The sequence below is a fragment of the Lysinibacillus sp. GW823-FHT06C08 genome (genome assembly GCF_058795135.1).
Window position 1 is genome coordinate 59,621 of record NZ_JBXAHN010000007.1, and the last position, 13,885, is coordinate 73,505.

The following is a 13,885-nucleotide window of genomic DNA, read 5'->3' on the forward strand; positions in this document are numbered from 1 at the left end:
AAAAAGTTTAAAGTTAGAAAAATTAAAAAATTGAAAAGTGGTTAAAAAATAATATTATAGCAATAGTTTTTGATGAAAAAATAGATTAATTAGCATCTAGAAAGGACTTTAGTCGCTAATTTTTTCCTGCGGTTTTTTCTTGTTTTCTGTGAATTGTGCAATGTTTTTCTCGATTTCGCTTATCGAATTCTGTAAAGCATCTAATTCTTGTTGCAAATTATTTTTATTTGGCTCTATTTCTTCTGTAAAAGTCGTAATTGTTTGTTTTAAATCATTTATTATTTGTGGGATATTATTTTTAACTTCGTTTGTTAATGTATTGACAGAATGTTTCACAGTCCCTACTTGTTGTTTAACATCAAGGAGCATACCTTTTGTTTGGTCTGCATTTTGTTTTAACGTTGAGCGTAACTGCTGGCCTGATTGTGGGGTTGAGAACAGCACAGCAACTGTTCCACCAATAATACCTGTTGCTAGTCCAATTAAAAATGGTTTTGCTTTCATATTATATACCTCATTTCTTGTCATGATTAACTACTATTAAACCATGAATTGCATAAATACAAAAAGAAAAAGAAACTGAGCAAGTGATAGAGCATCACCGTTCAGTTTCTTTCGATTATTTTAAAGTTAGTATTTATGAAATCTGAGAAATGGCAGTCACAAATTTAGAGCGCTTCACTAATTTTGCAACAATAGGATAAATAATAGCAAAAGCAACGACATTAAATGCTACCGCTGGAAGGACAACCCCAATAAAGAGCATCGCAAACGTTGCACCTACATTTGCATTGAAAACAAAAAGTGCCACTGCTAAAAAGACCGTACCTGATAGGATAGTACCCAAACCAACTAAAACTGCAGAGACAGCGAAACTATTTGCTATCTTTTTTAGAACAATTACAGCAGCTAAAAACACAAAGCCTGTTACAGCTTTATCAATAATGTTTGGAACTAGACCGGCAGGAAATGTTGTAAACAAACCTGAAAGTACACCTGTTGCTAGCGAAAGTAAAAACGTTTCTTTCACTGTAGGAAACAATAATATGCCAATAAACATCATTGTTAACATGAAATCGGGTTTCATGCCGTTAATCATTCCTGGTGTAACGACATATAGTGCCGCACCGATCCCAACTAAAAGGGCCATTAATACTAAATTCTTTGTATTCATTTTTTATCTCTCCTCGACTGAGCTAATCTATTAGTTTCCCAACGTGTCCTCTTGACCGTTAGCGAAACTTATTTGTGATTGTACGCTAAAATTTTTATATTTGCAATCAGTATGTGGGTTATTAAAATGTTAATATATTACAAAAAACGTTATAGGTTGGCTTTAATACTTTCTGCCACTTCAGTCAATTGTTCTGGTGAATATTTTTGTGTTTGCCAAACTAAACCTAAGCCTTCTTTTTCGTCATAACGAGGAATAAAATGTAGATGATAGTGGAACACAGTTTGTCCAGCCGCTGCCCCATTATTATTAATCGTATTCAAACCGATTGGCTCAAACGCTGCCTTAATGGCATTCGCAATTTTCGGTGCCGCAGCATATAAGTTGCGTGCAACATCCTCTGGCATTTCGTATAGATCTTGGCAGTGATGCTTTGGAATTAGTAAAGTATGACCTTTTGCAACTGGTGAAATGTCTGTAAATGCATAGACATGATCGTCTTCATACACTTTTGTACTTGGAATGGATCCATCGATAATTTTGCAAAATAGGCAATCGCTCATGAGAATTTCCCCCTTATCGTATATGTAAATTCATTCTATCATACTCAAACCTGTATCATTTGCTAATTTTTGATAAAATATAAAACAAGAAGAGGAGTGAGGTTATGTCAGTATTAGAGGTACAGCATGTGACAGGCGGATATACAAGAAAACCTGTTATTAAAGATTTATCTTTTACTATTGAAAAAGGAGAGCTTGTTGGCTTAATTGGCTTGAATGGGGCCGGTAAAAGTACAACGATTAAACATATAATAGGAACAATGTTGCCAAAAGAAGGGGATATTTACCTTAATGGGGTAACGTTAAAGGAAGATACGGACAAGTATCGTACAGCCTTTTCTTATATCCCTGAAACCCCTGTGCTTTACGATGAACTAACATTGAGGGAACATTTAGAATTAACAGCTATGGCTTACGGTATTGATAAGGCAACTCTAGATGCTCGTTCTGAAGTACTTTTAAAGGAATTTCGAATGGAGAAAAGATTAAACTGGTTCCCATCACATTTTTCAAAGGGAATGCGTCAAAAGGTTATGATTATGTGTGCATTTCTAGTGAATCCTAGTCTTTATATTATTGATGAGCCTTTTGTGGGGTTAGATCCACTCGGAATTCAATCATTATTAGATCAAATGGATGAGAAGAAAAAAGAAGGTGCTTCCATATTAATGTCTACGCATATTTTATCGACTGCCGAAAAGCATTGTGATCGAATTATATTATTGCACGAGGGAAGAGTTCGAGCGCAAGGAACGATGGCAGATTTGCGACAAACATTTGCGATGCCCAATGCAACATTGGACGATCTATATATTGCAATGACAAAGGAGCGGGACCATGAAGAACTTGCGTGATGTATGGTCCTCTCGCTTCATGCATTATATAGGAGAAGTACAAAAATATATGCAATTTATTTTTACAGGGCATATTGCCATTGTACTTGTATTTCTAATTGGAGCAGGAGGCTACCAATATAGTGAATGGTTGAAAGTTGTACAGACAGATTTCCCAGCTGAAATACTTATTGCTGTTTTTATAGGCGTTTTATTAGCCTTTAGTCGCCCTACTACGCTTTTGAGAGAGCCAGACCAAGTGTACCTATTGCCCCTAGAGTCAAAAATGTCGCTGTATTTTAGCAAGGCACTGGCTTGGACATTTTGGTCTCAGGTTTGGATTGTAGCGATCGTCTACATTGTTAGTATTCCACTATTAAAAGCAGTGACGGATTTAACAACGGCTGACATTTGGTCGATATTCCTACTTGTGATTGTGCTGAAATATATAAGTGTACGAGGAGAATTCAGCTATCGATATAGTGAACGTGGTCAAATGGTTTGGGTGGACAGGCTGATTCGAGCAATAATATTTGCTGCCGCTGTTTATATGGGGCTGCAAGCTCAGTTGCTCCTATCAATTGTTGCTACAGTCATAAGTGTTATTTATATTATTGTCTTTAGAAAAAAATCTGTAGGAGAACCAGTACCTTACGAACATTTTGTAAAGCTTGAGCAAAATCGAATGATGAGCTTTTATCGTTTCGCAAATTATTTTACAGATGTACCCCATTTACATGGAAGCATCCGACGTCGAGGCTGGATGGACTGGCTCTATAAATTCGTTCCATATGGTAAAAATAACGCTCAAAAGTATTTAGTATTTCGCACCTTTGTCCGTACAGATGATCATTTTTATTTATGGCTCCGTCTTACGGCCATTTCAGCAGTAATTGCAGCATTTGTAGACATTCCAATAGTTACATGGATTGTTGCCGCGGCACTAAGCTTTGCAACGACTATCCAATTAAAACAAGCATTACTTTCAAGTGGGGAATTCCGCATGGACATGCTGTTTCCGTTGCCGGATAATGCTCGTCAACTAGCTGTGAAGCAAATTGTACGTCTAGCTATGATTACACAAGCGATCATCGTAGGATTATGTGCGATTACACAGCCGATGTTTTATATTGTAGTTGTCATTGTTTTAGTAATTAGTGAATTGACTGCGAAAGTATCTAAATAATGAAAAGCTCATTTTCCCAGCCTGTGCTGAGAAGATGAGCTTTTATTTGTTGTAGATCTATTCTGTATCCTCTTTTGGCATAGCACTATAAGTTGTTACATAGGAAGCTGCCGAGAAGATGTTCTGCTGATTTACACCACTGGAATCATCTCTTTTTGCATGTGCGTTTTCAAAGGCTTTAGAGCTTTTCCATGCTTCGAATGAATGTGGTCCATGCCACTGAGTCATGACAATATAAGTGTCATCCTTGATGGGACGAAGTAATCTGTAGGACTCAAAGCCTGGCTCATCCTCAATGGCATGTGAACGTTGTAAAAAGCGATGCTCGAAAACAGGGCGTCCTTCATCTGTTACAGGAATATTATTAAGAACAAAGAATCCACGTTCTTCTAGCTCATTTACCGAATCTAACACTTCAAATTTGCGAGGTGTGGCAAAAACAGATTTCCCTTCTGTTTCATGAATTAATACAGAATTTCCCTCTCCATGAATTAAGATCATATGCTCATTTGGATACTTATTTTTCAGTTGTTCTAAAAAATCACCAGTACCAGAAGTTAAATAAATATTCATCAATTTATCCTCCTTATGAATCTTACTAATTATAGCGTGATTATACCCTTTTCAGCATAAGTCTAACGCTTTGTCCAAAAAGAATCTGTCTAGAATGAACAATTTTATGACATTTCACTAGGAAAACTATACAATAACAGAGGAAGCGTTTACTATTGGAAACGGATATCAATAATAAAGGAATAAATAATACATTTTTTTCTTGACTCAGCAAAGGTTTTTTGTACTGAAATCGAAGTATAAAACACAGAAGACTCTTTCCGCTATAGAGAGTGGTGAACCCACTGATTCAAGATAAAGCCTCTGGTCGATATTGCAGATTTTGAAGAGAAGAGTAAAGAGCAAGAAATCTGGACACAATTACGCCAGGGCGTATGGATAGTAATGAATTTATCGAGGGGAAGGAATTATTCATGACAACTTTTAACGATACACTTCTGCGTGCTGCTCGTGGAGAAAAAACTACACACACGCCAGTATGGTATATGCGTCAGGCAGGACGTTCTCAGGCAGAATATCGTGCCATCAAAGAAAAATATTCATTAGAAGAAATTACACATCAACCTGAGCTATGTGCATATGTCACTCGTCTACCTGTAGAAAATTACAATGTTGATGCAGCTATATTATACAAAGATATTGTCACACCTCTTCCTGGAATTGGCGTAGATGTAAAAATTAAAGCAGGTGTTGGTCCTGTTATCTCTAATCCAATTCGTTCAGTTGCAGATGTTGATAATTTAGGTGAATTCAATGCTAAAGAGCATACACCATTTGTATTAGAGACTATTAAAATCTTGACAGAAGAGCAATTAAATGTCCCGTTGATTGGTTTTGCTGGAGCACCATTTACACTTGCCAGCTACATGATTGAAGGTGGTCCTTCTAAAAACTATAACAAAACAAAGTCATTTATGGTGTCAGAACCACAAGCTTGGTTTGCATTAATGGATAAACTGGCTGACATGATTATTGCAGATGTCACTGCCCAAATTAAAGCTGGTGCAAAAGCAATCCAAGTATTTGATTCTTGGGTGGGCGCTTTAAATGTGGAAGATTACCGTGTATTTATAAAACCAATTATGACGCGAATTTTTGCGGAATTACAAAAAGAAAATGTACCATTGATTCAATTTGGTGTCGGGGCAAGTCATTTAGCGAAGGAATGGAATGATTTACCGATTGATGTTGTCGGCTTAGACTGGCGTTTACCAATAAAAGAAGCACGCGCGAATGGTATTACAAAACCAGTCCAAGGTAACCTTGATCCATCGCTATTATTGGCAGATTGGTCAGTCATTGAAAAACGAACTAAGGATATTATCGATCAAGGTTTAGAAATGCCAGGTCATATCTTTAACCTAGGTCATGGTGTTTTCCCAGAGGTTGATCCAGAGGTCTTAAAGCGTTTAACGACACTTATTCATGAATATAGTGCACAACAAATTCAAGCTCGTTCTTAAAAAAGCGGATTCAAATGTGAAATATGTCCTTTTCTATGTACGAAATTTTCATCATAGAAAGGGGGCTGTCCAACATCATAGATTGGACAGCTTCTTTTTATCACATAATGTATAAAAACATAAAACAATTTTAGAGGTGAAAAGGGTAATGAAAGAAGTTAAAGGCTTATTGGTAATGGCATACGGGACACCTTATAAAGAAGAGGATATTGAACCTTACTATACACATATTCGTCATGGTCGCAAACCTTCGGAAGAGCATTTAGAAGATTTACGTAGTCGCTATGAAGCAATTGGAGGTTTATCTCCTTTAGCAGCAGCAACACAGGCACAAGCTGAAGCGTTATGTGCACGTTTAAATGAAGTTCAGGGTGCTGTAGAATATAAATTGTTTATTGGTTTAAAGCATATTCATCCATTTATTGAAGACGCAATAGAGCAAATGGTGGCAGAGGGCATCAAAGAAGCGGTATCAATTGTTTTAGCTCCTCATTTCTCAACATTCTCTATTAAATCTTATAATGGCCGTGCTGTGGAAGCAGCAGGAGATCGCTTAACGATTACATCAGTAGAATCTTGGTATGATGAACCTAAATTTATTGAGTATTGGAAACAACAAATTAATGATACATTTAAGTCAATGTCTGAAGAAGAACGTGAAACAGGATGTTTAATCGTTTCAGCTCATTCACTTCCTGAAAAAATTAAAGATTTAGGTGACCCTTATGAGGATCAATTAATTGAAACAGCTCGACTTATTCAAGAGGCAACTGGTTTGAAAAACGTTGAGGTCGGCTGGCAATCAGCAGGACAGACACCAGAGCCTTGGATTGGTCCAGATGTTCAAGACTTAACACGTGAGCTTTATGAAGAAAAAGGCTTCCGTTCATTTGTTTATACGCCAGTAGGTTTTGTAACAGAGCATTTAGAAGTGTTATATGATAATGATTTTGAATGTAAAGTCGTTTGTGATGAACTAGGCGCAAAATATTATCGTCCGTCGATGCCAAATACACATCCTTTATTTATTGATGCGATGGTCGATGCAATTTATAAAAAATTAAGCTAAGCGAAAAGAAAGTGATGATGTTGGTGACTCAGAAAAGACGAAAGGTAGTTGTTGTAGGTGGTGGTATTACGGGCCTTACAGCTGCGTTCTATATGCAAAAACAAGCAAGCACAAAAGAATTGCCATTAGATATCGTACTTGTCGAGTCGTCATTACGTCTTGGCGGAAAAATTCAAACACTAAGAAAAGATGGTTTTATTATTGAGCGTGGGCCAGAATCTTTTTTTGACCGTGAAAATTATGTAAATGCTTTAGCAAAAGATCTCGGTATTGAACAAAAAATCATGACAAGTAACGCAGGACCCAACTATGTTGCTGTCGGAAGCCAGTTATACCCAATACCAAGCCATCTTTTATCAGGAGAAACGCCACATATCTCATCATTTATTACATCAGGCTTGTTTTCACTAAGCGGTAAAGTTCGTGCGGCAGGTGATTTTTTTATCCCCCGCTCAGCACAAGACGATGATCAACCATTGGGGGCATTTTTTAGAAGAAGGTTTGGCGCAGAGGTTGTTGAAAATCTAGTGGAACCATTACTAGCAGGGACATTTGCAGGTGATATTGAGCAATTAAGCATGAGCTCAACTTTCCCGCAGCTTTATCATCTAGAGCAAAAATATCGTAGCTTATTAGTAGGGATGAAAAAGGCTGGAACAAATTTCTTAAGTAATGATTTTATTGATGAAAATAAAGGGATATTTCAAACCTTTAGTAATGGGCTTGAAACATTAATCGAAAGTATTGAGGAATCTCTACTTCCTGGGACAGTGATGAAAGGTGTCAAGGTCGAAGAAATTGAGCATGGAAAAGATGGGTCTGTACATGTAATGCTAAACAATTTCTCACATATTAAAGCGGATGCGGTCATTATTGCTACACCCTTTAATAGTGCAGATAAGATGTTCAGTAAGTATAATTTGTTAAATGAACTAGGGACAATGAAAGCTGCCACTATCGCAACCGTTACAATGGCATTTAAAAAGGACCAGCTTGGTGATTTAGACGCACTCTCATTTTATGTCTCTCGAAATAGTGATTTTTCAATCACTTCATGTACTTGGATGAATCGAAAATGGCCGGGTACCTCACCTAATGATTATGTGTTATTACGTAGTTATATTGGTCGAGTGGGTGACGAGGCGATTGTAGCATTATCAGATACTGAGATTGAAAAAACAGTGCTACAGGATTTAAATAAAACTATCGGTATAGATGGAGAACCAATAACGACAGTAGTTACACGTTGGAAAAATGCGATGCCACAATACACCGTTGGACATGAGGCGAAGGTCCAACGGATAAAGCAGGAATTACGAGAACATTTTCCAACTGTAAAATTGGCAGGTAGCTCATTCGAAGGAATATCCATCCCAGAATGTGTGCAACAAGGTAAACATGTTGCCGATGAAGTGTTGGCGGAAATTTTTTGTTAGTAGAAGCACGATAGTACAAACATTATGTTTGTACTATTTTTTTTGAAGTAAGTTCAAAAGACAAAAAGAAATAGCAAACTAACTATTTCTTAGTTTGCTATTTCTACATCTATACATCCAATTTTCTAGATAACCTAGTTCTAAGAAATTCGATGACATGACCAAACGATACCACCAGAGTTAGCTCCGCCTAGTGTAAGAGAGATAGTCAATCCATTGGCTTCATAGAACAAATCAATCGTATCTCCAGCATTTAAATTCACTTCTCCTGCTAAAGTGATTGTGCCATTTCCAAGAACTGCTCGTAAAGTTAATACAAGTGCCACATTGACGTTTAGTACAGGGAACAAGCCACTAATTAAATTTGTTGTAGCATTTTGCCTAATTGCAAATGATGGGTTTATTCCCCCTCCTAAAGTAACACTAATGGCCGCAGTAGTGGAGTAGTTAATGGTTGCTTCAAAGGAATATCTACCTGTAGTTGGTACAGTGAATATGCCAGTTGTTGGATTGAATGCAGGTGTTGTAAAGTATGGTGACGCGACACTCCAGTTAGTGATTGAAGTAGATCCACTAACAACCAACGTGTTTTTAAAGGCAGAGAATCCTTCAGTAAACGCAGGTCCAGTAGCCCCGGTAGCTCCAATAATACCAGTAGCCCCAGTTGTACCCGTAGCCCCAGTTGTACCTGTAGCTCCTGTAGCGCCAGTAGCCCCGGTAGTTCCAGTTACACCCGTAGAACCTGTGGTTCCAGTTATACCATTAGCGCCAGTAGCACCAGTAGCTCCAGTTACACCCGTAGGGCCTATAGAACCTGTAGTTCCAGTAGAGCCGGTAGTTCCGGTAACACCAGTAGCGCCAGTAGAACCAGTAGTTCCAGTAACACCAGTAGCGCCAGTAGAACCAGTAGTTCCAGTTACACCTGTAGTTCCAGTAACCCCAGTAGCCCCCGTAGAACCAGTAACACCAGTAGAACCAGTAGGTCCAATATCACCAGTAGAACCAGTAGCCCCAGTTACACCCGTAGCGCCAGTAGCGCCAGTAGCGCCAGTAGAACCGGTAGCGCCAGTAGCCCCAGTTACACCAGTGGTTCCAGTTACACCTGTAGCGCCAGTAGAACCAGTAGTTCCAGTAGTTCCAGTAGTTCCGGTAACGCCAGTAGAGCCTGTAGCTCCGATATCACCAGTAGAACCAGTGGTTCCAGTTACACCCGTAGCTCCGGTAACACCAGTAGAGCCTGTAGTTCCAGTAGAACCGGTAGCCCCAGTAACACCAGTAGAGCCTGTAGCTCCGATATCACCAGTAGCCCCAGTTACACCCGTAGCGCCAGTTACACCAGTGGTTCCAGTTACACCCGTAGCGCCAGTAGCGCCAGTAGCGCCAGTAGCGCCAGTAGCCCCAGTAGTTCCAGTAGAACCGGTAGCTCCAGTGGAACCGGTAGCGCCAGTAGCGCCAGTGGAGCCTGTAGCTCCGATATCACCAGTAGCCCCAGTTACACCAGTGGTTCCAGTTACACCCGTAGCGCCAGTAGTTCCAGTTACACCGGTAGCTCCGGTAGCTCCGGTAACACCAGTAGAGCCTGTAGTTCCAGTAGTTCCGGTAACACCAGTAGAGCCAGTAGTTCCAGTAGAACCGGTAGCGCCAGTAGTTCCAGTTACACCCGTAGCTCCGGTAACACCAGTAGAGCCTGTAGTTCCAGTAGTTCCGGTAACACCAGTAGAGCCTGTAGTTCCAGTAGAACCGGTAGCGCCAGTAGAACCAGTAGTTCCAGTAGTTCCGGTAACGCCAGTAGAGCCTGTAGCTCCGGTAACGCCAGTAGAGCCTGTAGCTCCGATATCACCAGTAGAACCAGTAGCGCCAGTAGTTCCAGTTACACCCGTAGCTCCGGTAACACCAGTAGCCCCAGTTACACCAGTAGCGCCAGTAGCGCCAGTAGCGCCAGTAGAACCGGTAGCGCCAGTAGAGCCTGTAGCTCCGATATCACCAGTAGCGCCAGTAGCGCCAGTAGCCCCAGTAGCGCCAGTAGCCCCAGTAGCCCCAGTAGTTCCAGTAGAACCGGTAGCGCCAGTAGCGCCAGTAGCCCCAGTAACACCAGTGGAGCCTGTAGCTCCGATATCACCAGTAGCCCCAGTTACACCAGTGGTTCCAGTTACACCAGTAGCGCCAGTAGTTCCAGTTACACCCGCAGCTCCGGTAACGCCAGTAGAGCCTGTAGCTCCGATATCACCAGTAGCGCCAGTAGTTCCAGTTACACCCGTAGCTCCGGTAACACCAGTAGAGCCTGTAGTTCCAGTAGAACCGGCAGCCCCAGTAGCGCCAGTAGCGCCAGTAGTTCCAGTTACACCCGTAGCTCCGGTAACACCAGTAGAGCCTGTAGTTCCAGTAGAACCGGTAGCCCCAGTTACACCAGTAGCGCCAGTAGAGCCAGTAGTTCCAGTTACACCCGTAGCTCCGGTAACACCAGTAGAGCCAGTAGTTCCAGTAGAACCGGTAGCCCCAGTTACACCAGTAGCGCCAGTAGCGCCAGTAGTTCCAGTTACACCAGTAGCTCCGGTAACACCAGTAGCGCCAGTAGTTCCAGTAGTTCCGGTAACGCCAGTAGAGCCTGTAGCTCCGATATCACCAGTAGCCCCAGTTACACCCGTAGCTCCGGTAACACCAGTAGAGCCTGTAGTTCCAGTAGAACCGGTAGCCCCAGTAACACCAGTAGAGCCTGTAGCTCCGATATCACCAGTAGCGCCAGTAGCGCCAGTAGAACCAGTAGTTCCAGTTACACCAGTAGTTCCAGTAGAACCGGCAGCCCCAGTAGCGCCAGTAGCGCCAGTTACACCCGTAGCTCCGGTAACACCAGTAGAGCCAGTAGAGCCTGTAGTTCCAGTAGAACCGGTAGCCCCAGTTACACCAGTAGCGCCAGTAGAGCCAGTAGTTCCAGTTACACCCGTAGCTCCGGTAACACCAGTAGAGCCAGTAGTTCCAGTAGAACCGGTAGCCCCAGTTACACCAGTAGCGCCAGTAGAGCCTGTAGTTCCAGTTACACCCGTAGCTCCGGTAACACCCGTAGCTCCGGTAACACCAGTAGAGCCTGTAGTTCCAGTAGAACCGGTAGCCCCAGTTACACCAGTAGCGCCAGTAGAACCTGTGGTTCCAGTTACACCAGTGGTTCCAGTTACACCTGTAGCGCCAGTAAAACCAGTAAAACCAGTAGTTCCAGTAGTTCCGGTAACGCCAGTAGCACCTGTAGCTCCGATAACTCCAGTAGCGCCAGTAGTTCCAGTTACACCCGTAGAGCCAGTAGTTCCAGTAGAACCGGTAGCCCCAGTTACACCAGTAGCGCCAGTAGTTCCAGTTACACCAGTAGCTCCGGTAACACCAGTAGAGCCTGTAGTTCCAGTAGAACCGGTAGCGCCAGTAGAACCAGTAGAACCAGTAGAACCAGTAGTTCCGGTAACACCAGTAGAACCAGTGGTTCCAGTTACACCCGTAGCGCCAGTAGAACCAGTAGAACCAGTAGAACCGGTAGCGCCAGTAGAACCGGTAGCGCCAGTAGAACCAGTAGCGCCAGTAGTTCCAGTTACACCAGTAGTTCCAGTAGAACCGGTAGCTCCAGTTACACCCGTAGCTCCGGTAACACCAGTAGAGCCTGTAGCTCCGATATCACCCGTAGCCCCAGTTACACCAGTGGTTCCAGTTACACCTGTAGCGCCAGTAGCGCCAGTAGCCCCAGTAGTTCCAGTTACACCCGCAGCTCCGGTAACACCAGTAGAGCCTGTAGTTCCAGTAGAACCGGTAGCGCCAGTAGAACCAGTAGAACCAGTAGCCCCAGTAGTTCCGGTAACACCAGTAGAACCAGTGGTTCCAGTTACACCCGTAGCGCCAGTAGAACCAGTAGTTCCAGTAGAACCGGTAGCTCCAGTTACACCCGTAGCTCCGGTAACACCAGTAGCCCCAGTTACACCCGTAGCCCCAGTTACACCCGTGGTTCCAGTTACACCAGTTACACCCGTAGCGCCAGTAGCACCAGTGGTTCCAGTTACACCAGTAGCCCCAGTAGCTCCAGTTACACCCGTAGCACCGGTAACACCCGTAGCACCGGTAACACCCGTAGCACCGGTAACACCCGTAGCCCCTGTAATACCACCAGTAGTTCCGGTAGGTTTTACAGGCCAAACTGGACAACTTGGAATAGGCCCAGTTCTACAACAACAAGGAAAAGAATTACATTTACTACATACTCGTTTTAAATAATTTCCAAAATGCAAAGTCTCACCTCCTCTCTCAAATATCGTATTCCGAGAATTGATAGAGGAGGTAGACACATAACTATTTACTAATAGTAAATAGTAGGTTTGTTAATAAAACTTGAAGATTCATAATGACCTGCTAAATACTAATGGGTAATTTTTTGTCCTATTTATTCTAGCGATTAGAATTACTGGGAATCAGTCTGATTAGACTTTAAAGTTTGCTCGAAATACTTTTTATTGTGTAAAACCTTTGCGTCGTTTGGGATAAAGGAGCCGGCTAATTCATTGTGTGCGTTTGCGAGTTCGTATTGTTGTAGACGGTCAAATAGAACACAAAGCTGTAGGTGAGGAAGCCAAGTTGAGAAGCTTTTATTTTGAAAAGGAGCGTTAGGATTTTGTTTAATGATAAGTGCTTGTTCATACCAGAAAATAGCTTCATAATTCTTATATTGCTCCATGAAATGATAACCTAGTCGACAACAGGCCTCAGGGCGGGGTACATCGTATTCAAAGCTTCTTAATATTGCACTAAAATTGTTTTCTGGATCATTTAAATTCGAATAGCAATCCGCTAATTTAAAGCAAGCACGAATATTATCTTCCACCCAGCCTAGCTTTGACGTTAAAAATAATTCGTAATAGTAAATGGCTTCTTCAAATTGACTGTGATCTAATAACTCATTGGCAAAATAAAATGTATCTCGTGGTGATAATATTTCACCAGATTCAACTAATGTCTTATAAATCGTAATATTACGTGAATGGTCATGAGTTAATGGTAAGTGACTAACCGCTATATCGCTTTCTATTAATTCGCCACCTACTTCCAAATATTCGTGAACAGCACCAATCCATTGGAAGCTTTTTTCTTTCTTTACTAGTCGGTTTCTTCTTATTAAAGCATCTACATTTCCTTCACTATCGAAGCTGAGATTGTAATTCATTGAAACGGCATCAATAGTAGGGGAAAGAGAACTCTTTAACGCCTTAAATTTTTCTTGATCTTCTTCTAAAAAAACATCGTCTGCATCTAACCAAAGAATGTAATCCATCGTTGCTTGCTGAAAGGAATAGTTTCTGGCAGCGGCAAAATGATGGATCCATTCAAAATCAAAAATTCTATCTGTAAATTGAGCAACAATTTGTTTTGTACGATCTGTTGAACCTGTATCTACAATATTGATTTCATCTACTAAACCTTTAACAGATTCAAGACATCTACCGATGACATCTTCTTCATTTTTCACAATCATACATAAGCTGATGGAAACCACATTTTATTCCTCCTTACCATTATCCTTGTAGTATATGTATAGAAGGAAGTATTGGCTGGATGAATACAAT

At 41.4% G+C, this 13,885-nt stretch carries 11 protein-coding genes; 5 read left to right on the forward strand and 6 right to left on the reverse strand.

Translation table 11 applies throughout. From position 1 onward, the window contains the following. Nucleotides 1-108 precede the first annotated feature (108 nt). The 3 genes from AC1Q6O_RS16125 to AC1Q6O_RS16135 all read right to left on the reverse strand — a co-directional run bounded on the left by AC1Q6O_RS16125 (nucleotide 109) and on the right by AC1Q6O_RS16135 (nucleotide 1,737). On the reverse strand, nucleotides 109-504 hold the full coding sequence (locus AC1Q6O_RS16125; protein WP_036120331.1) for a YtxH domain-containing protein: 396 nt from the start codon (nucleotides 502-504) through the stop codon (nucleotides 109-111). A 133-nt stretch (nucleotides 505-637) separates the two neighbouring features. Further along, nucleotides 638-1,174 carry a tryptophan transporter gene (locus AC1Q6O_RS16130; protein ID WP_036120328.1) on the reverse strand — a complete coding sequence of 179 codons (537 nt, stop codon included), beginning with the start codon at nucleotides 1,172-1,174 and terminating at the stop codon, nucleotides 638-640. Between the two features lie 149 nt (nucleotides 1,175-1,323). Then, a complete protein-coding gene (locus AC1Q6O_RS16135; protein WP_089987027.1) occupies nucleotides 1,324-1,737 on the reverse strand; it encodes an HIT family protein in 414 nt (137 codons plus the stop codon). Nucleotides 1,738-1,841: 104 nt separating this feature from the next. On the opposite strand from AC1Q6O_RS16135, the gene AC1Q6O_RS16140 reads away from it, so the two are divergent. After that, the gene (locus AC1Q6O_RS16140) at nucleotides 1,842-2,591 is read left to right on the forward strand and encodes an ABC transporter ATP-binding protein (RefSeq protein ID WP_008173321.1); all 750 of its coding nucleotides are present in this window, start codon (nucleotides 1,842-1,844) and stop codon (nucleotides 2,589-2,591) included. Beyond that, nucleotides 2,575-3,756 carry an ABC transporter permease gene (locus AC1Q6O_RS16145; RefSeq protein WP_008173319.1) on the forward strand — a complete coding sequence of 394 codons (1,182 nt, stop codon included), beginning with the start codon at nucleotides 2,575-2,577 and terminating at the stop codon, nucleotides 3,754-3,756. Before AC1Q6O_RS16140 ends, AC1Q6O_RS16145 begins: the two co-directional genes overlap by 17 nt. A gap of 57 nt (nucleotides 3,757-3,813) precedes the next feature. Here AC1Q6O_RS16145 and AC1Q6O_RS16150 read toward each other — a convergent pair whose 3' ends face one another. Continuing rightward, complete coding sequence (locus AC1Q6O_RS16150; RefSeq protein ID WP_008173317.1) at nucleotides 3,814-4,329, reverse strand: antibiotic biosynthesis monooxygenase family protein; 516 nt, start codon at nucleotides 4,327-4,329, stop codon at nucleotides 3,814-3,816. A 413-nt stretch (nucleotides 4,330-4,742) separates the two neighbouring features. On the opposite strand from AC1Q6O_RS16150, the gene hemE reads away from it, so the two are divergent. From hemE to hemY, 3 genes are all read left to right on the forward strand, one after another. Further along, entirely contained in the window at nucleotides 4,743-5,792 is a 1,050-nt protein-coding gene (gene hemE / locus AC1Q6O_RS16155; protein ID WP_096364806.1) for a uroporphyrinogen decarboxylase, read from the forward strand. A gap of 148 nt (nucleotides 5,793-5,940) precedes the next feature. Continuing rightward, nucleotides 5,941-6,861, forward strand: a complete 921-nt coding sequence (hemH, locus tag AC1Q6O_RS16160) for a ferrochelatase (protein WP_107922682.1) — start codon at nucleotides 5,941-5,943, stop codon at nucleotides 6,859-6,861. A 14-nt stretch (nucleotides 6,862-6,875) separates the two neighbouring features. Then, nucleotides 6,876-8,297, forward strand: coding sequence for a protoporphyrinogen oxidase (gene hemY, locus AC1Q6O_RS16165; protein WP_427422427.1), 1,422 nt, complete (start codon nucleotides 6,876-6,878; stop codon nucleotides 8,295-8,297). Nucleotides 8,298-8,437: 140 nt separating this feature from the next. Here hemY and AC1Q6O_RS16170 read toward each other — a convergent pair whose 3' ends face one another. Both AC1Q6O_RS16170 and AC1Q6O_RS16175 read right to left on the reverse strand, forming a co-directional pair. Beyond that, entirely contained in the window at nucleotides 8,438-12,556 is a 4,119-nt protein-coding gene (locus AC1Q6O_RS16170) for a collagen-like protein (RefSeq protein WP_492401704.1), read from the reverse strand. Between the two features lie 170 nt (nucleotides 12,557-12,726). Next, a complete protein-coding gene (locus tag AC1Q6O_RS16175; RefSeq protein WP_043989571.1) occupies nucleotides 12,727-13,815 on the reverse strand; it encodes a glycosyltransferase family 2 protein in 1,089 nt (362 codons plus the stop codon). Nucleotides 13,816-13,885: the final 70 nt, after the last annotated feature.

Bases quoted from the DNA above. Each gene is read 5' to 3' on its own strand.
- AC1Q6O_RS16125 (WP_036120331.1), bottom strand. From the start codon at position 504: ATGAAAGCAAAACCATTTTTAATTGGACTAGCAACAGGTATTATTGGT.
- hemE (WP_096364806.1), top strand. From the start codon at position 4,743: ATGACAACTTTTAACGATACACTTCTGCGTGCTGCTCGTGGAGAAAAA.
- hemY (WP_427422427.1), top strand. From the start codon at position 6,876: ATGATGTTGGTGACTCAGAAAAGACGAAAGGTAGTTGTTGTAGGTGGT.
- AC1Q6O_RS16140 (WP_008173321.1), top strand. From the start codon at position 1,842: ATGTCAGTATTAGAGGTACAGCATGTGACAGGCGGATATACAAGAAAA.
- AC1Q6O_RS16145 (WP_008173319.1), top strand. From the start codon at position 2,575: ATGAAGAACTTGCGTGATGTATGGTCCTCTCGCTTCATGCATTATATA.
- hemH (WP_107922682.1), top strand. From the start codon at position 5,941: ATGAAAGAAGTTAAAGGCTTATTGGTAATGGCATACGGGACACCTTAT.
- AC1Q6O_RS16130 (WP_036120328.1), bottom strand. From the start codon at position 1,174: ATGAATACAAAGAATTTAGTATTAATGGCCCTTTTAGTTGGGATCGGT.
- AC1Q6O_RS16150 (WP_008173317.1), bottom strand. From the start codon at position 4,329: ATGAATATTTATTTAACTTCTGGTACTGGTGATTTTTTAGAACAACTG.
- AC1Q6O_RS16135 (WP_089987027.1), bottom strand. From the start codon at position 1,737: ATGAGCGATTGCCTATTTTGCAAAATTATCGATGGATCCATTCCAAGT.